This is a genomic window from Mycobacterium sp. 852002-50816_SCH5313054-b (assembly GCF_001667185.1).
In the GTDB taxonomy this organism is placed as follows: Bacteria; Actinomycetota; Actinomycetes; order Mycobacteriales; family Mycobacteriaceae; genus Mycobacterium.
Genome location: NZ_LZIC01000112.1, coordinates 25,797 through 42,732 on the forward strand (window position 1 = coordinate 25,797; position 16,936 = coordinate 42,732).

Sequence of the window (16,936 nt, forward strand, 5' to 3'; positions counted from 1 at the left end):
CGTTACTCAGCAATCGATGGTTACATCTTACTAACGACACCGTTAGTCAGCAAGAACCCCCGGAGGGAAAGACATGTCATCCGATCGGCTGTTCCTCATCACCGGCGCCACCGGCAACACCGGCGCGCCCACCGTGCGTCTCCTGCGCGAAGCCGGCCACCGAGTGCGAGCATTCGTGCACCGCGCTGACCGGCGCTCCGAGGCGCTGGCCGCGGTCGGCGCGGAGGTCGTCGAAGGCGACCTGCTGGATTTCCGCGCGGTGAGCTCGGCGATCTCCGGTGTCAGCGCCGCCTACTTCTGCTACCCCATTGCCCCGGGCGGCCTGCTGCCCGCCACCGCCATCTTCGCCCAGGCCGCCAGCGAGGCCGGCGTCGATACGGTGGTCAACATGTCTCAGATCTCGGCGCGGCGTGAGGCGAAAAGCCATGCCGCCCAGCAGCATTGGCTCGCCGAGCGGCTACTCGACCGCTCCGCGTTCGGCACCACCCACCTGCGCCCGACCTTCTTCGCGGAGTGGTTGACATGGCAATGGCTTCGCAACGCCAACGAAGGGGTGCTGCCGCTGCCGTTCGGCAACGGTCGCCACGCTCCCATCGCCGGATACGACCAGGCCCGGGTGATCGCCGCGATCCTGCAAAACCCCGCCCCGCACGACCGCCAGGTCTACCCGCTGGTCGGCGCCGAAGAGCTCGACCACTATGCCATCGCCGATCAAATGGCGGACACGCTCGGCATCCCGGTTCGCTACGAGCCGGTCGACATCCCCGCGTTCGCGGCGGCCCTGACCGCCCACGGTATGACGCCCTTTTTGGTGCAACACCTCAGCAGCGTCGCCCAGGACTACCGGGACGGCATTTTCGCCGGCGAGAACAATCTCGTCGAGGTCGTCGGCGGATACAAACCCATGACCGTGGCCGAGTTCGTCACCGCCAACCGCGCCGCCTTCGAACGCGACGGCCGCGTCGCGCTGCGCGAGTTGCTCTCGGCGGCCTGAGGCCTGACCAAACCCATTGCTGTGCTGAGCCGTTAGGAGAACACAACATGAGCGATCTGCTCGACGACGCCGTCGCCGCGCACGGCGGCATGAAGCGGTGGCGTGAGGTCCGCACCGTGTCCACCAGTCTGCGATCCTGGGGGCGGACCTGGTCGCTTAAAGGCCAACCGACCCTGCTTGCCGCCGGGCGCGCCGAGGCCGAGACCGCCAGGCAGGCGCTGCAATTCCATCCGTTCACCGGCGAGGACGCGCGCGGCTTCTACACCGCCGACCGGGTCTGGATCGAGGCCGCGGACGGGACGATCCTGGAGGATCGCCGGAATCCGCGCGACGCCTTCGCCGGGCACGCTCTGCAAACACCGTGGGATCACTTGCACGGCTTGTACTTCGCCGGCTACGCACTGTGGAATTACTTCAACCTGCCGTTTGTGGCAACCAGACCCGATGTCGACGCGCAGGAGATCGATCCCTGGCACGAGGGACCCGGACAGGACTGGCGGCGGCTGCGGCTGACGTTCCCGTCCCAGATCGCCACCCACTGTCCCGTGCAGGTTCTCTACATCAACGATGACGGGCTCATCGCCCGGCATGACTACGCACCCGAGGTCCTCGGCTCCAACCCCGCCGCCCACTACCTGTACGACTACGCCGACTACGACGGAATCATGTTCCCCGGGAAGCGAAAAGTGTTGCCGCGTCCCGCCGATAACCGTCCGGCGTCGCCGGCCGATCCCGAATCCTTGCTGATCGGCATCGAATTCGCGGGGGACTACGCCCTGGCCTGACCGCCCTAAGGGCTAGGCTGGTTTCGTGCTGGACTTGCGCGGGGATCCGATCGAGTTGACCGCTGCGCTGGTCGACATCCCCAGTGAATCGCGCGACGAGGCGCGCCTGGCCGACGAGGTGGAGGCCGCCCTGCGCGCCCAGACGTCGGGCTTCGAGATCGTCCGCAACGGCAATGCGGTGCTGGCGCGCACGCGGGGGCAGCGGCGCACGCGCGTGCTGCTGGCCGGGCACCTCGACACCGTCCCGGTGGCCGGCAACCTGCCCAGCCGCCGCGAGGGCGGGGACCTGTACGGCTGCGGCACCGCGGACATGAAGGCCGGCGACGCCGTCTTTCTGCACCTGGCCGCGACCGTGGCCGAACCGGCGCACGACCTGACGCTGGTGTTCTACGACTGCGAGGAAATCGACGCCGCCGCAAACGGTTTGGGCCGCATCGAGCGCGAGCTGCCGGACTGGCTGGCCGCCGACGTCGCCATCCTGGGCGAGCCCACCGGCGGCTACATCGAGGCGGGCTGCCAGGGCACCCTGCGCGTGCTGATCAGCGCGACCGGGACGCGCGCGCATTCGGCGCGAGCCTGGTTGGGCGACAACGCCATTCACAAGCTTGGCGCCGTGCTGGACCGGCTGGCCTCCTACAGCGCGCGTCGCGTCGACATCGACGGTTGCGAATATCGGGAGGGCCTGTCGGCGGTGCGCATCGACGGCGGCGTGGCCGGCAACGTGATACCCGACGCCGCCTCGCTGACGGTCAACTTCCGCTTCGCCCCGGACCGGTCGGTGGCCGCGGCGCTGCAACACGTGCGGGAGGTGTTCGACGGGCTGGACGTGCACATCGAGCAGACCGACGCCGCCGCGGGCGCGCTGCCCGGCCTGTCCCAGCCCGCCGCCAAGGCGCTGGTCGAGGCCGCCGGCGGGCGGGTCCGGGCGAAATACGGCTGGACGGACGTGGCGCGGTTCGCCGCGTTGGGCATCCCCGCGGTCAATTTCGGCCCGGGCGACCCCAACCTGGCGCACACCCGCGACGAACGGGTGCCGGTCGCCAACATCACCGCCGCCGTGGAGATGCTGCGGCGCTACCTGAGCGCGTAGCGGCGCAGATTTACGCCGGCGCCACGACCACGTCGACCCGGCCGGCGCCCGCGGTCGCCACCACGGCCAGCACGGGAGCGTTGGGCGGCGAAACCACTTGTCCGCCTGTGACACTCACCTGGTAGCCGCTCGGATACTCGACGGGCGGCACCGAGATGAGCGTCCGCGCGCCGGGCGCGAAGCCGCCCGCGCGGTCGGCCCGCTCGGTCGTGTAGCACAGCCGGAATACGCCCGACCGAAACGACCAGTCCCGCGGCGTGCCGGCGACCACCTGGGGGTAGGGGGAGGCGAGCACCCCGAGCTTCGGGAGGTTGACGTTGGCGCCCGTCGGCGGCTGGGCGGGGTTGAACACCAGCGCCTGGTCGGTCGGCGACGAGCTCGTCTTGTCGTTGCCGGTATAGGCCCACTCCAACCAGCCCATCCGCTGGTGATCGGTGTGGCGCATCACCTCGGCGAGGTTGTTGAGGTCGTTGGTGGCGCCGAACTCCGTCAGCAGCGGCGGGATGTGGTGGAAGTCCCCGTAGAGGTTGGCGTTGGTGATCGTGAGGCCGTCCTGGAAGCGGCAGGTGATGTTCTTGTGCAACGCCGACTCGATGGCGCAGTAGTCGTGGAAGGAGAACCCGGTGCTCGGGTCGGCCACGCCGCCGATGTCGGTGTGGACGCCCTCGTCGGACAGCGTGTTCGGCTCGAAGAACACCATGGTGGTGGGGTCGGCCGTGCGAATGACCGGCACGACCTTGCGGTAAAACACGGTCAGCTTGTGGTCCTGGATCGGGCAGCCCAGCACGAAGTTGAAGCAGCCCTCCCAGATGAAGCCGGGCCACGGCTCGTTCAAAATCTCGTAGCCGAAGACGCCCGGGTTGCCGTGGAAGAAGCCGGCGACGTGCGCCCACGCGCGCGCGTAGTGGTCCTGCAGCCCGATCCCGTCGGGCGCCGGGGCGTCCCGCCAGAAGGCGTTCCAGGCGAACTCCTCGGCGGGGTTGAGGAAGTAGTTGCCGGGGAAGCCCAGCTGCGGGTTGGGCAGCCCATCCGTCTTGACCGCCCAGGCCGGCGCCCCCTCGCCCTGGAACGCCTCGTTGTAGAGGTCCTGATGGAAGTCGAGCAGGCTGACGATGCCGTGCGACGCCAGCGTCGCCACGGTCTGCGCGATCGAGTTGAGATAGTTGTCGTCGTAGCTGAGCGGCTGCGGCTCCACGGCGGCCCAGATGACCCCCAGCCGCATCGCGTTGAACCCGTTGGCCTGCAGGAAGGCCGCGTCGTCGTCGCCGAACCCGCCGGCCGACGGCTCGTAGGGCGGCAGCTTGTAGACCTGGTTGAGCCCGTGCAGGATGACGACGCGCCCGTCGGCGTCGGTCATCCAGCGCCCGGCGTGGCCGAGCGGCAGCGTGGGCCCGGCCAGCGCGGCCTGGGCGGTGGGCGGGGCAACGACCGAGGACGCGTCAGTCGTCAGCGCGGCGATCAGCAAACCGGCCGCAAGCAGTCTGGCCGCGCGCGAAGGGCGGATACGCATCCAGCCTCCCACCGCCGAGCGATATCACTTTCGGAAACAGTGAGGCGTAATAGTCACTGCGGTAACACGGCGGCGTCACGGTTCGCGCACGATGCGGCCAGGGTGTTTGCGCCCCTAACCGCCGAGGCGGTCCGCCTGCGCGGCGGCATCGGCGGCCGCCGCCCGCATCCCGACCGCCGCGAGCTGCTCCGCGGCGGCCCGCAGCGCCGCGCCGTCACCGGCCGCCAAGGCCCGCGCGTGGGCTAACGCGAGCCCGCCCACCGCGCAGTCGACCTCGCCGCACAACCGGGCCAGGGGATCCGCCGCGCGGGTGTCCCCAAGGCGGACGGCCTCGTGCCAGGCGCGCAGCGCCACGGCCGACTGCCCGCCGCGTTCGGCCATCCGGGCGGCGTCGCGGGCGGCGGCCACCGCGCCGTGCGCGTCGCGCATCGTGGCCAGCCGCCACGCCCGCGCCACGCCGAGCTCGGGGCCGAACAGCGCCGACTTGGTGCCGTGCCGGGACTCGGCCCTGCTCAAGGCCTTTGCCGTCGCGGCGGTGTCGCCCTGCTGGGCCAGCGCGAAAGCCAGCAGCGTCAGCGACAGCGGCCCCCACGAGTAGCCGGTGCGTTCCAGGGTGGCGGCCGCCGGGCCGAGCAGCGCCGCGGCCTGGCCGAATTCGCCGTCGGCGATCAGCACGTGCGCCAGCAGGACCTCGCCGATCGCGCGGCCGGGCTGCTGCAGCTCGGCGAAGTCGGTGAACTGCTGGGCCAACGCGCGCGCGTCGGACAGCCGGCCCGCCATCAACAGCGCGGTGGTCTGGCCCAGCCCGATCGTGAAGCGCAGCAGCCCGGGATGCTCGGCGGCCAGGGCGCGCTGGGACAGCGGTTCGACGTCGCCGAACCGGCCCTGCCGCGCCGCGCACAGCACGGACGCGCTGGCGGCCCAGGCCACCGCCTGGTCGTCGGCCGCCGGCGAGTCCAGCACCTCGCCGGCGACCTTGACGGCGTAGCCGACGTTGCCCGCGTTCATCGCGAAGGTGGCGCTCAGCGCGTCGAGCGTGGTGCGCGGGCCCGCTTCCGAAAGCTTGCCGCGGATGGTCCGCAGGAAGGCGGTGGCCCGTTCGGGCTCGCTGAGCATCCAGAACTGGTTGGCCGCCCGCAGCAGCGCCCAGTCCATGAGCGCCGGCTCGGCCAGCGCACCCGCGTCGACGGCGGCCAGCAGGGCGTCGGCCTCGCGGCCACGGCCCTGCCAGGCCAGCGCGTGGGCCAGCGCCAGCCGCGCCGTCAGGCCCCCGGAGCTGTCCAGCGCCGAGCGGGCCAGTCGTTCGCCGAGCGCGAGGTCACCCAGCCGCAGCGCCTGCTGCGCGGCGGCGGCGACGTCGGGGGCGCGCTGGGGCACGTCGCTGTCGAGCGCCAGCGACGCCAGCCGCAGCCGGTCGCTGAGGTGCTCCGACGGGCGCTGCGACAGCATCCCGACCACCTCGGTGCGCCGTCGTCGCGCGTCCTCGGCGCCGAGCGTGGCCAGCGCGCGCTCGGCGAACAGCGGGTGCGCGGTGTACACCACCGGGTCGTCGGAACGCCCGCCGCGCGACCGGGTCTCCGCCGCGCCGAGCTCCTCGGCCGCGCCGACCGCGCCCGCGCCCGCGAGGGCGGTCAGGTCGGCGAGCGACAGCGGCTCCGCGACGGCGAGGTAGTCCAGCACGGCCCGGGCCGGGGCGGGCAACTCGGCGAGGAAGGCGTCGACGTCGGCGCGGCTGGTCTGCCCGCCGGGCGCCTCGATGTCGATCCGGTCCAGCAGGCCGTCGGTCCACAGGGCGGTGATGGCCTCGGGTGCCTTGTCGGAGCGGGCGGTGACGATCATCCGGGCCGTCCCGGCCAGCGCCAACTGGTACACCAGCGTGGCCGACAGCACGTCGAGTTCATGGGCGTCGTCGACGACGAGCAGCAGGTTGTCGCCGCCCAGGGAGGTCCGCGCCGCGCGCAACAGCGCCGCCGGCTTGCCGATCTCGGAAATCGCCACCAGGTGGCCGAACGCCCCGAAGGGGACCGCGCGCTCGGTCGGGGTGCCGGTGACCCAGCGGGTGAGTGTGCCCGGGTGCGCGGCGGCGTAGCCCTCGGCGGCCAACCGGGCCAGGGTCGACTTGCCGCAGCCGTCGGGCCCGAGCGCGACGGCCCCGCGGCCGGCCAACAGGGCGCCGTTCAGCCGCTCCAGCGCCTCCTCGTGCTGGGGGACCTTCCATCGCATCGGCACCCGCCGGATTTTATTGCGCGCGGTGTGCGTGCCGCATCGGGCTTGGTCTACGTTTCGTTGTATGCCCCCCGAACGCGACCCGTCAGCCGCCCGGGCGGTGTGCGTGTACTGCGCGTCCGGCCCCGAGCACGCCGAATTGCTCGCGCTCGCTTCGGAACTCGGCGAGGCGATCGCCGAGCGGGGTTGGACCCTGGTGTGGGGCGGCGGCCGGGTGTCTGCGATGGGTGCGCTGGCGAGCGCGGCGCGCGCCCGCGGCGGGCGCACGGTCGGCGTCATCCCGCAGCACCTGATGCGCCTCGAGGTCGCCGACATGCAGGCCGACGAGCTGATCGTCAGCGACACCATGCATGAGCGCAAGCAGATCATGGAGGACCGCGCCGACGCGTTCGTCGTGCTGCCCGGCGGGGTGGGCACCCTGGACGAGCTGTTCGACGCGTGGACCACCGGTTTTCTCGGGGTGCACGACAAACCCGTCGTGCTGCTGGACCCCTTCGGGCACTACGAGGGCCTGTGGCTGTGGCTGTGTGGATTGGCCGACCGCGGCTACATCACGCAAGCGGCGATGGACCGGTTGGTGCTGGTCGATAAGGTGGGTGCCGCAGTGGAGGCGTGCGCACCCGCGTGAGATCCGGGCTCAGCTCAGCGGAAGGGCGCCGAGGGGACTTACAGGAATAGAGGAAAACGTGTCCGACCACGACGGGGGAGCGCGCACAGCGGTCAGGCTGACCGACATCGCTGCGCGGGTGCCGGGAGTGCTGGCCGACATCCCGGTGATCATGCGCGGGGCGCTGACCGGGCTGCTGGCGCAGCCGGGCTCCAAGAAATCGATCGGCACGGTGTTCCAGGAGCGGGCCGCCCGCTACGGCGACCGGGTCTTTCTGCGGTTCGGCGATGAGCAGCTGACCTACCGCGACGCCAACGCGGCCGCCAACCGCTACGCCGCGGTGCTGGCCGCGCACGGCGTCGGCAGCGGCGACGTCGTCGCGATCATGCTGCGCAACTCGCCCCGGGCGGTGCTGGCAATGCTGGCCGCGGTCAAGTGCGGCGCCGTCGCCGGGATGATCAACTACCACCAGCGCGGCGAGGTGCTGTCGCACAGCCTGGGACTGCTGGACGCCAAGGTGCTCATCGCCGAGACCGATCTGGTGAGCGCCGTGGCCGACTGCGGCGGCGCGGGCGCCGCCGAGACGATGACCGTCGATGACCTGGAGCGATTCGCCGTCAGCGCCCCGGCCACCAACCCGCCGTCGGTGTCGGCCGTGCAGGCCCGCGACACCGCGTTCTACATCTTCACCTCGGGCACAACGGGTTTCCCGAAGGCCAGCGTGATGACGCACCTGCGCTGGCTGAAGGCGCTGGCCGCGTTCGGCGGCATCGGGCTGCGGCTGAAGAGCTCCGACACGCTGTACAGCTGCCTGCCGCTGTACCACAACAACGCGCTGACGGTGGCGCTGTCGTCGGTGATCAACTCCGGCGCGACGCTGGCCCTCGGCAAGTCGTTTTCGGCGTCGAAGTTCTGGGACGAGGTGATCGCCAGCGAGGCCACCGCGTTCATCTACATCGGTGAGATCTGCCGGTATCTGCTCAATCAGCCGGCCAAGCCGACCGACCGGCGGCACAAGGTGCGGGTGATCGCCGGCAACGGGCTGCGCCCGGAGATCTGGGACGAGTTCACCAACCGATTCGGGATCGCGCGCGTCTGCGAGTTCTACGCGTCCAGCGAGGGCAACACCGCGTTCATCAACGTCTTCAACGTGCCGAGGAGCACCGGCCTCTTTCCGATGCCGCTGGCCTACGTGGAATACGACCCCGACACCGGTGAGCCGCTGCGCGACGAGAACGGGCGGGTGCGCCGGGTGCCGCCCGGAGAGCCCGGCCTGCTGCTGAGCCGGGTCAACCGGCTGCAGCCCTTCGACGGCTACACCGATAAGGAGTCGAGCGAAAAGAAGTTGGTGCGCAACGCTTTTCGCGAGGACGACTGCTGGTTCAATTCGGGTGACGTGATGAGCCCGCAGGGGATGGGGCACGCCGCGTTCGTCGACCGGCTCGGCGACACGTTCCGGTGGAAGGGCGAGAACGTCGCGACCACACAGGTGGAGGCGGCGCTGGCCTCCGACAAGTCCGTCGAGGAATGCACGGTCTTCGGCGTCGAGATTCCGCGCACCGGCGGCCGCGCCGGGATGGCCGCCGTGCAGCTGCGTGACGGCGCCGAGTTCGACGGCAAGTCCTTGGCCCGCGCCGTGTACGGCGAGCTGCCGCCCTACGCGCTGCCGCTGTTCGTGCGGGTGGTCAAGACGCTGGAGCACACCACGACGTTCAAGAGCCGCAAGGTGGAGCTGCGGGAGCAGGCCTACGGCTCCGACGTCGACGACCCGCTGTACGTGCTGGCCGGCCGCGACGAGGGCTACGTGCCGTACTACGACGAGTACCCCGACGAAGTGGCCGACGGCAAGCGACCCAAGGGCTGAGAGCGCGCCGAGCGTGCGGCTGGCCGCACGTTGGGCGTCCAACGTGCGGCTGGCCGCACACTCGCGGTTGGATTGCGTCCCCGTCGGTGCTAGGAGCCGTGGCCGCCGGCGCCGCCGGCGAGGGTGCCGCCGAAGTCACCCGCTGCGGCGGTCGCCCCACCTCCGCCACCGCCACCACCGTTGCTGCCGGCTGCACCGCCGGGGCCACCGCTTTGCCCGCTGCCGCCTGCGGTGCCGGCGGCACCGCCGGCACCGCCGCCGTTGAACTCGCCGATACCACCACCGTTGGCGCCGGCGCCGCCCCCGGCACCGCCGGTGCCTCCGGTGCCGCCGTTGATAGCGCCTCCTCCGCCGCCGCCCCCGCCGGCGGAGTCGATGGAGCCGGTGTCGGAACCACCGGCGGCGAAGCCGCCGAAGCCGCCTTGGGCGTTGCCGACGGAGCCGCCCTGGCCGCCGGTGATCCCTGACCCGGTGGCACCGACGCTGGCCGCACCGCCACCGCCGCCGGCGCCACCGGAACCCCCGAGACCGAAGGTGCCGGCGCCACCATGGCCGCCAGCTCCGCCGCCACCGGTGGCGGTGAAGCCCTCGATTTGGGCCGTTCCGCCGGCACCACCGTTGCCACCGGTGCCACCGGGGCCACCGCCAACGCTGGTACCGCCGTTGCCGCCGGCACCACCACCTCCGCCGCCCATCGCGCCGGCGGTAGTCGCGGTGAGGATGGCGGATCCGCCGTCGCCGCCCTTGCCGCCGTCGCCGCCGGTGTAGCCGTTGCCGCCGTTGCCGCCATGGCCGCCGTTGCTGCCGCTGAGGATGACGTTGCCGCTGGTGTTGATGCCGCCGCCAGCGCCGCCGTCGCCGCCGTTGCCGCCGTTGCCCGCGGTGCCCGCCATCGCGCCCGCTCCGCCAGCGCTGCCACCAACGCCGGCTTCCCCGCCATTGCCGCCGTTGCCGCCGTTGCCGAGCAAAATAGGCGAACCACCTTGGCCACCTGGGCCGCCGTTGCCGCCGTCGCCGCCATTGCCGTTGGCCCCGGCATGGCCGAACAAGCCCTCGGCTTGGCCGCCCACCCCACCTGTACCGCCGTCGCCGCCATGACCGCCGTTAGTGCCGTTGCCGGCAAGGAGACCGGAGCCGCCCGCGCCGCCGGCGCCGCCGAGCCCGCCCACACCGCCTGTACCGCCGGTGCCGCCGTTGCCGAGGATTAGCCCACCGTTGCCACCGGCGCCGCCGACCCCGCCGACACCGCCGGTGCCGCCGCTCACGCTGGCGGTGCCCGCGGTTCCGGTGATGCCCGTTCCCCCGGCCCCTCCCCGGCCGCCGTGGCCGAAGAACCAGGCGTTGCCGCCGCGGCCGCCGGGTTGGCCGGGCGCGCCGGACCCGCCGTCACCGCCGGGGCCGAACAGCAGTCCGCCCGGCCCGCCGGGCGCCCCGGTGCCCGGCGCCCCGTTGATGCCTTTGCCGATCAGCGGGGTGCCCAACAACAGCTCGGTGGGCGTATTGATCACCGCGCGAATTGGTTGCCAGAGGGCGTCCAGTGGCGAGGCGTTGGCCGCCTCGGCGGCCGCGTAGGCGCCCCCGCCGGCGTTCAAGGCCGCCACGAACTGGGCATGAAACGCCGCCGCCTGAGCGTTGAGCGCCTGAAAGGCCTGACCCTGTGAGGAGAACACCGATGCCACCGCCGCTGACACCTCATCGCCGGCGGCGGCCAGCACCGCGGTGGTCCGGTCCGCGGCCGCCGCGTTCGCGGCGCTCACCGCCGAGCCGATGTTGGACAAGTCCGTCGCCGCCGCCGCCATGAATTCCGGCGCCGCAATCACAAAAGACATCCGAGCCTCCCATCGCTACCGCGAAGTGTGCGCGCGGAGGCTGCGGCGGTTGATGGGGAATTTTCCCCATTTATTTGTGCGCCCGGTGTGCGCCGGGTGTGCGGCTGGCCGCACGTTGGGCGCCGAGTGTGCGGCTGCCGCACGTTCGCGAGCGCGACCAGGCACCATGGACGGGTGCATTCGACTCTGTGCGGGCGGCCGGTCGCGGGGGATCGCCCGCTGATCATGGCGATCGTCAACCGCACTCCGGATTCGTTCTACGACCGGGGTGCGACGTTCGGCGACGAGGCCGCCCGCGACGCCGCCCACCGGGCCATCGCCGACGGCGCGGACCTCATCGACGTCGGCGGGGTGAAGGCCGGCCCGGGCCAGAGCGTCGACGAGGACACCGAGATCGCCCGGCTGGTGCCGTTCATCGAATGGCTGCGCGGCGCCTACCCCGACCAGCTGATCAGCGTCGACACCTGGCGCTCGGGGGTGGCCAGGGTGGCGTGCGCCGCGGGTGCCGACTTGATCAACGACACCTGGGGCGGCATCGATCCCGCCCTGCCCGAGGTGGCCGCCGAGTTCGGGGCGGGCCTGGTGTGTTCGCACACCGGCGGGGCGCTGCCGCGCACCCGCCCCTTCCGGGTGAGCTACGGAACCAGCACCCGCGGGGTAGTGGACGACGTCATCCGCCGGGTGACCGCGGCGGCGGACAGGGCGGTGGCGGCCGGGGTGTCCCGCGACCGGGTGCTGATCGACCCGGCCCACGATTTCGGCAAGAACACCTTTCATGGCCTGGTTTTGTTGCGCCACGTGGGCGATTTGGTTAACACGGGATGGCCCGTCCTGCTCGCTTTGAGCAACAAGGACTTCGTCGGGGAGACTTTGGGTGTGGCACTGACCGAACGGCTCGAGGGAACGCTGGCGGCCACCGCGCTCGCGGCGGCGGCCGGCGTCCGGATGTTTCGGGTGCACCAGGTCGCGGCCACCCGGCGGGTGCTCGAGATGGTGTCGTCGATCCAGGGGACCCGACCGCCGGCGCGCACGGTGCGGGGGCTCGCATGACGGAGCTGGTAGACCTCGCCAGCGAGGCGGTGCTCGCCTCGCGGCCCGGCGACGTCTGGCTGTCCGACCGCAATTGGAACCGGCCCGGCTGGACGGTCGGCGAACTGGAACGCGCGAAGGCCGGGCGGACCATCTCGGTGGTGCTGCCCGCCCTCAACGAGGAAGCCACCGTCGAGTCGGTGATTGAAAGCATCTCGCCGCTGGTGGACGGCCTGGTCGACGAGTTGATCGTGCTGGACTCCGGCTCCACCGACGACACCGAGATCCGCGCGATCGCCGCGGGCGCCCGCGTCGTCAGCCGCGAGCAGGCGCTGCCCGAGGTGCCCGTCCGGCCCGGCAAGGGCGAGGTGCTGTGGCGCTCGCTCGGGGCCACCAGCGGCGACATCGTGGTGTTCGTCGACTCCGACCTGATCGATCCGCACCCGATGTTCGTGCCGTGGCTGGTGGCACCATTGCTCGCCGGCGACGGGATTCACCTGGTGAAGAGCTTCTACCGGCGGCCGCTGGGCGGTGCCGACGCGGGTGGTGGGCGGGTCACCGAGCTGGTGGCGCGGCCGTTGCTGGCGGCGCTGCGCCCGGAGCTGGGGTGCATCCTGCAGCCGCTCGGCGGCGAGTACGCGGCCAGCCGGGAACTGCTGATGTCGCTGCCGTTCGCGCCGGGCTACGGCGTGGAGATCGGCGTGCTGGTCGACACCTTCGATCGGCTGGGGCTGGACGCGATCGCCCAGGTGAACCTGGGCGTGCGGGCGCACCGCAACCGGCCGCTGCCCGAGCTGGGCGTGATGAGCCGCCAGGTCATCGCGACCCTGCTGTCGCGCTGCGGGATCCCCGACTCCGGGGTGGGCTTGACCCAGTTCTTCGCCGACGGCGCCGACGGTTACGGCTACACCGCGCACACCGCACCGGTGTCGCTTCAGGACCGGCCGCCGATCCAGGGACTGCGGCCGCGCTAGTCGCCGGGATGTCGGCGGCCTGTCGGTTTCGTAGGGCAATATCGAACGCGTGGCGTTGGTGTTGCTGTACCTGGTGGTGCTGGTCCTGGTGGCGATCGTGCTGTTCGGCGCGGCCAGCTTGCTGTTCGGGCGCGGTGAGCAGCTGCCGCCCCTGCCGCGGGGGACGACGGCCACCGTGCTGCCCGCCTACGGGGTCACCGGATCCGACGTCGACGCCGTCAAGTTCACCCAGGCGCTGCGCGGATACAAGACCAGCGAGGTGGACTGGGTGCTGGACCGGCTCGCCCGCGAGCTCGAGGCGCTGCGCGGCCAGCTGGCGGCGGCGCACGCCCCGCCGGCCGCCGCTGACGAGCCCGAGGCTGAGCCCGATTCCGTGGAACCCGCGAACGCCGAGGATCGTCAGGACTCAATGTGAGCGATGACGGGCTGGTGCGGTGCGGCTGGGCGGCCATTCGGCCCGGGCCGGACTTCGAGATGTACCGCGACTACCACGACCAGGAATGGGGTCGCGCGCTGCACGACGGGGTGGCGCTGTTCGAGCGGATGAGCCTCGAGGCCTTCCAGAGCGGACTGTCGTGGCTGATCATCCTGCGCAAACGGGAGAACTTCCGGCGCGCCTTCGATGGCTTCGACATCGAGACCGTCGCCGGCTACACCGACGCCGACGTGCAGCGGCTGATGGCCGACACGGGGATCGTCCGCAACCGGGCCAAGATCGAAGCGACCATCGCCAACGCCCGCGTCGCCGCCGAGCTGGGTTCGGCCGAAGGCCTCTCCAAGCTGCTGTGGTCGTTCGCGCCGTCACCGCGCCCCCGCCCCGCCGACGGCTCCGAAATCCCGTCGGCCAGCGCCGAATCGAAGGCGATGGCCGCCGAGCTGAAGCGGCGTGGGTTCCGCTTCGTCGGGCCGACCACCGCCTACGCGCTGATGCAGGCGACCGGCATGGTTGACGACCACGTTCGCGGTTGCTGGGTACCGACAAACGCACGTTGAAGGGCCCGATGAGGTGTCAGAAGCGGGTCTTGGTGTAACTGCCGCCCCGGATAGGGAACAATGGGGGGGGTGATTTGGCAGTTCAATGTCGGGTATGGCTGGAATTCCACTGGCGGGGCATGCTCGGCGCCGACCAGGTCCGCGACGCCGGGCCAGCTCGAATCTGGAGGGAGCACTCGATGGCGGCGATGAAGCCCCGTACCGGAGACGGTCCTTTGGAAGCGACGAAGGAGGGGCGCGGCATCGTTATGCGAGTACCGCTCGAAGGAGGCGGTCGGCTGGTCGTTGAGCTGACGCCCGACGAGGCCGCCGCCCTGGGTGACGAGCTCAAGGGCGTTACCAGCTAGTCCGGCTTACGCCGACACCTTCCGGTAGATCTCCAGCGTCTGCTCGGCCGCGTGGGCCCAGGAGAAGTCCTCGATGCAGCGCTGGCGTCCGGCCTCGCCATAGCGCTTAGCCTTGTCGGGGTCGGCGATCAGTTCGTTGACCGCTTCGGCCAATCCGGCCTGGAAGCCGGCCGCATCGTCGGCGTCGTAATGCACCAGTGACCCGGTGCGCCCGTCCCGTACCACCTCGGGTATCCCGCCGACGTCGGAGGCCACCACCGCTGTGGCGCACGCCATCGCCTCGAGGTTGACGATCCCCAACGGCTCATACACCGACGGACATACGAAAACCGTTGCCGCCGAAAGTATTTCCCGAAGCTCCCCGATGGGCAGCATCTCTCTGATCCAGAACACCCCGTCCCGGTGGCGGGCCAACTCGGCCACCGCGGCCGCAATCTCCTCGGCCAGCTCCGGGGTGTCGGGAGCGCCGGCGCACAGCACCACCTGCACCCCGGGGGCGAACCGGTGCGCGGCCGCGACCAGGTGGGCGACGCCCTTCTGCCGGGTGATGCGCCCGACGAAGGCCACCATGGGACGGCCCGGGTCCACGCCGAGTTCGGCCAGCACGGAACCGGTTTGTGTAGGGCCGGCGGGGTGCCACACGTTGGTGTCGACGCCGTTGCGGATGACGTGCACCAGGCTCGGATCCAGCGTGGGGTAGACGCGCAGGATGTCTTCGCGCATCGCCGCGCTGACCGCGATGACGGCGTCGGCGGCCAGCACCGCGGTCCGCTCCACCCACGTCGACACCCGGTAGCCGCCGCCGAGCTGTTCGGCCTTCCACGGCCGCAGCGGTTCGAGCGAGTGCGCAGTCAGCACGTGCGGGATGTCGTAGAGCAACGCCGTCAGGTGCCCGGCCAGGCCGGTGTACCAGGTGTGCGAATGCACGACCGTGGCCGCCGACGCGGCGTCGGCCATCATCAGGTCCGCGGACAGGGTGGCCAGCGCGGGGTTGGCGTCGTGGATGCGCGGGTCGGGTTGTTGCGCGATGGCATCCGGGCGGGGCGCGCCGATGCAGTGCACGTCGACCGAACACAGCCGGCGCAGCTGCGCGACGAGTTCGGTGACGTGTACCCCGGCCCCGCCGTAGACCTCCGGTGGGTACTCCCGAGTCATCATCGCCACCCGCATACTCCGCACGGTAGTTCGGCGAGGACGCCGCCCGCGAGTCGGGCGGCGCAGAAATTCGGAGAATCCGGTTTTCGTTCCGGTGGCGATGGGGCCCGCGAGTGGGACTGCGCAATAATGGACGGTATCGGGTTGTGAAACGTGGCGAGAACTAAGCCAAATACCTTGACAGGCAGTCCGTCAGAACGGCGGCCACCGGGATTCCCCCTGGCAGCGGTTGGCGGCGGCCGATAGTTTGGGAGTCATGAGGGAAGCGCCACACGTGCTGGGCATTGTCCTGGCCGGGGGTGAGGGCAAGCGGCTGTATCCGCTGACCGCAGACCGGGCCAAACCCGCGGTTCCCTTCGGTGGCGCCTATCGGCTGATCGACTTCGTGCTGTCCAACCTGGTCAACGCCCGCTATCTGAGGATCTGCGTTCTCACCCAATACAAGTCGCATTCGCTCGACCGTCACATTTCGCAGAACTGGCGCCTGTCCGGCCTGGCCGGCGAGTACATCACGCCGGTGCCCGCGCAGCAGCGCCTCGGCCCGCGCTGGTACACCGGCTCCGCCGACGCGATCTATCAGTCGCTCAATCTGATCTACGACGAAGACCCCGACTACATAGTCGTTTTCGGCGCCGACCACGTGTACCGGATGGACCCCGAGCAGATGGTCGGGTTCCACATCGACAGCGGGGCCGGCGCGACGGTGGCCGGCATCAGGGTGCCCCGCAGCGACGCGTCCGCCTTCGGCTGCATCGACGCCGACGACTCCGGCCGCATCCGCGCCTTCGTGGAAAAGCCGCTGGATCCGCCGGGAACTCCCGATGACCCCTCGTCGACGTACGCGTCGATGGGCAACTACATCTTCACCACCAAGGTGCTCATCGACGCGATCCGCGCCGACGCCGACGACGACCACTCCGATCACGACATGGGCGGTGACATCATCCCGCGGTTGGTGGAGGACGGGATGGCCGCGGTGTATGACTTCTCCGACAACGAGGTGCCCGGCGCCACCGACCGCGACCGCGGCTACTGGCGCGACGTCGGGACGCTGGACGCGTTCTACGACGCGCACATGGATCTGGTCTCGGTGCACCCGGTGTTCAACCTGTACAACAAGCGCTGGCCCATTCGTGGCGAGTCGGAGAACCTGGCGCCGGCCAAGTTCGTCAACGGCGGCTCGGCGCAGGAGTCGGTGGTGGGCGCCGGCAGCATCATCTCGGCGGCCTCGGTCCGCAACTCCGTGCTGTCGTCGAACGTCGTGGTCGACGACGGCGCGATCGTGGAGGGCAGCGTGATCATGCCGGGTGCCCGCGTCGGCCGCGGCGCGGTGGTGCGCCACGCGATCCTGGACAAGAACGTCGTCGTGGGTCCCGGGGAGATGGTCGGGGTCGATCTGGAGAAGGACCGCGAGCGCTTCGCGATCAGCGCCGGCGGCGTGGTCGCGGTCGGCAAGGGCGTCTGGATCTAGCTCGTCTTAGCTTGCCGAGCAGACGCAGAATCGCACGATTTCATGATGAAATGTGCGATTCT

The 16,936-nt window shown here is 70.9% G+C and carries 15 protein-coding genes; 11 read left to right on the plus strand and 4 right to left on the minus strand.

Features of this window, described 5'->3' with window-relative positions; translation table 11 throughout:
- The first annotated feature begins 73 nt into the window (after positions 1-73).
- Genes A5787_RS20620 through dapE form a run of 3 tightly spaced genes read left to right on the plus strand, consistent with a single transcriptional unit; the run spans position 74 to position 2,869 of the window.
- Positions 74-994 carry an NAD(P)H-binding protein gene (locus A5787_RS20620; protein ID WP_066970440.1) on the plus strand — a complete coding sequence of 307 codons (921 nt, stop codon included), beginning with the start codon at positions 74-76 and terminating at the stop codon, positions 992-994.
- A 47-nt stretch (positions 995-1,041) separates the two neighbouring features.
- Positions 1,042-1,779, plus strand: coding sequence for a hypothetical protein (locus A5787_RS20625; protein ID WP_066970443.1), 738 nt, complete (start codon positions 1,042-1,044; stop codon positions 1,777-1,779).
- 25 nt (positions 1,780-1,804) lie between these two features.
- Positions 1,805-2,869 carry a succinyl-diaminopimelate desuccinylase gene (gene dapE / locus A5787_RS20630; RefSeq protein WP_066970445.1) on the plus strand — a complete coding sequence of 355 codons (1,065 nt, stop codon included), beginning with the start codon at positions 1,805-1,807 and terminating at the stop codon, positions 2,867-2,869.
- 10 nt (positions 2,870-2,879) lie between these two features.
- Here dapE and A5787_RS20635 read toward each other — a convergent pair whose 3' ends face one another.
- On the minus strand, positions 2,880-4,379 hold the full coding sequence (locus A5787_RS20635) for a cellulase family glycosylhydrolase (RefSeq protein ID WP_066970447.1): 1,500 nt from the start codon (positions 4,377-4,379) through the stop codon (positions 2,880-2,882).
- Between the two features lie 114 nt (positions 4,380-4,493).
- Positions 4,494-6,608: an AAA family ATPase gene (locus A5787_RS20640; protein WP_066970450.1), complete on the minus strand. Its 2,115-nt coding sequence runs from the start codon at positions 6,606-6,608 to the stop codon at positions 4,494-4,496.
- A 61-nt stretch (positions 6,609-6,669) separates the two neighbouring features.
- Between A5787_RS20640 and A5787_RS20645 the strand changes: the two genes are divergently transcribed.
- Complete coding sequence (locus A5787_RS20645; protein ID WP_066970453.1) at positions 6,670-7,233, plus strand: TIGR00730 family Rossman fold protein; 564 nt, start codon at positions 6,670-6,672, stop codon at positions 7,231-7,233.
- A gap of 58 nt (positions 7,234-7,291) precedes the next feature.
- On the plus strand, positions 7,292-9,076 hold the full coding sequence (gene fadD6, locus A5787_RS20650) for a long-chain-acyl-CoA synthetase FadD6 (protein ID WP_066970456.1): 1,785 nt from the start codon (positions 7,292-7,294) through the stop codon (positions 9,074-9,076).
- An 89-nt stretch (positions 9,077-9,165) separates the two neighbouring features.
- On the opposite strand, the gene A5787_RS28540 is transcribed toward fadD6, so the two are convergent.
- A complete protein-coding gene (locus A5787_RS28540) occupies positions 9,166-10,905 on the minus strand; it encodes a PE family protein (RefSeq protein ID WP_082977349.1) in 1,740 nt (579 codons plus the stop codon).
- A gap of 225 nt (positions 10,906-11,130) precedes the next feature.
- On the opposite strand from A5787_RS28540, the gene folP reads away from it, so the two are divergent.
- The 5 genes from folP (at position 11,131) to A5787_RS20680 (ending at position 14,248) form a co-directional block, all read left to right on the plus strand.
- Positions 11,131-11,955, plus strand: coding sequence for a dihydropteroate synthase (gene folP / locus A5787_RS20660; protein ID WP_156764057.1), 825 nt, complete (start codon positions 11,131-11,133; stop codon positions 11,953-11,955).
- Positions 11,952-12,908, plus strand: a complete 957-nt coding sequence (locus A5787_RS20665) for a glucosyl-3-phosphoglycerate synthase (protein WP_066970462.1) — start codon at positions 11,952-11,954, stop codon at positions 12,906-12,908. Before folP ends, A5787_RS20665 begins: the two co-directional genes overlap by 4 nt.
- 49 nt (positions 12,909-12,957) lie before the next feature.
- Positions 12,958-13,323: a DivIVA domain-containing protein gene (locus A5787_RS20670; protein ID WP_066970464.1), complete on the plus strand. Its 366-nt coding sequence runs from the start codon at positions 12,958-12,960 to the stop codon at positions 13,321-13,323.
- A complete protein-coding gene (locus A5787_RS20675; protein WP_066970466.1) occupies positions 13,320-13,901 on the plus strand; it encodes a DNA-3-methyladenine glycosylase I in 582 nt (193 codons plus the stop codon). The genes A5787_RS20670 and A5787_RS20675 overlap by 4 nt, the downstream gene beginning before the upstream one ends.
- A gap of 179 nt (positions 13,902-14,080) precedes the next feature.
- Positions 14,081-14,248: a DUF3117 domain-containing protein gene (locus A5787_RS20680; RefSeq protein ID WP_003406247.1), complete on the plus strand. Its 168-nt coding sequence runs from the start codon at positions 14,081-14,083 to the stop codon at positions 14,246-14,248.
- Positions 14,249-14,254: 6 nt separating this feature from the next.
- Here A5787_RS20680 and glgA read toward each other — a convergent pair whose 3' ends face one another.
- The gene (gene glgA, locus A5787_RS20685; protein ID WP_066970468.1) at positions 14,255-15,418 is read right to left on the minus strand and encodes a glycogen synthase; all 1,164 of its coding nucleotides are present in this window, start codon (positions 15,416-15,418) and stop codon (positions 14,255-14,257) included.
- 241 nt (positions 15,419-15,659) lie between these two features.
- Between glgA and glgC the strand changes: the two genes are divergently transcribed.
- Positions 15,660-16,874 (plus strand): glucose-1-phosphate adenylyltransferase, encoded by a 1,215-nt coding sequence (gene glgC, locus A5787_RS20690; protein ID WP_066970470.1) that lies wholly within the window; start codon positions 15,660-15,662, stop codon positions 16,872-16,874.
- Positions 16,875-16,936 lie beyond the last annotated feature (62 nt).

What these genes read in the sequence shown, in the direction of transcription:
- A5787_RS20620 (WP_066970440.1), top strand. Translation starts at nt 74, where the DNA reads ATGTCATCCGATCGGCTGTTCCTCATCACCGGCGCCACCGGCAACACC.
- A5787_RS20625 (WP_066970443.1), top strand. Translation starts at nt 1,042, where the DNA reads ATGAGCGATCTGCTCGACGACGCCGTCGCCGCGCACGGCGGCATGAAG.
- A5787_RS20635 (WP_066970447.1), bottom strand. Translation starts at nt 4,379, where the DNA reads ATGCGTATCCGCCCTTCGCGCGCGGCCAGACTGCTTGCGGCCGGTTTG.
- A5787_RS20645 (WP_066970453.1), top strand. Translation starts at nt 6,670, where the DNA reads ATGCCCCCCGAACGCGACCCGTCAGCCGCCCGGGCGGTGTGCGTGTAC.
- A5787_RS28540 (WP_082977349.1), bottom strand. Translation starts at nt 10,905, where the DNA reads ATGTCTTTTGTGATTGCGGCGCCGGAATTCATGGCGGCGGCGGCGACG.
- folP (WP_156764057.1), top strand. Translation starts at nt 11,131, where the DNA reads ATGGCGATCGTCAACCGCACTCCGGATTCGTTCTACGACCGGGGTGCG.
- A5787_RS20665 (WP_066970462.1), top strand. Translation starts at nt 11,952, where the DNA reads ATGACGGAGCTGGTAGACCTCGCCAGCGAGGCGGTGCTCGCCTCGCGG.
- A5787_RS20680 (WP_003406247.1), top strand. Translation starts at nt 14,081, where the DNA reads ATGGCGGCGATGAAGCCCCGTACCGGAGACGGTCCTTTGGAAGCGACG.
- glgA (WP_066970468.1), bottom strand. Translation starts at nt 15,418, where the DNA reads ATGCGGGTGGCGATGATGACTCGGGAGTACCCACCGGAGGTCTACGGC.
- glgC (WP_066970470.1), top strand. Translation starts at nt 15,660, where the DNA reads ATGAGGGAAGCGCCACACGTGCTGGGCATTGTCCTGGCCGGGGGTGAG.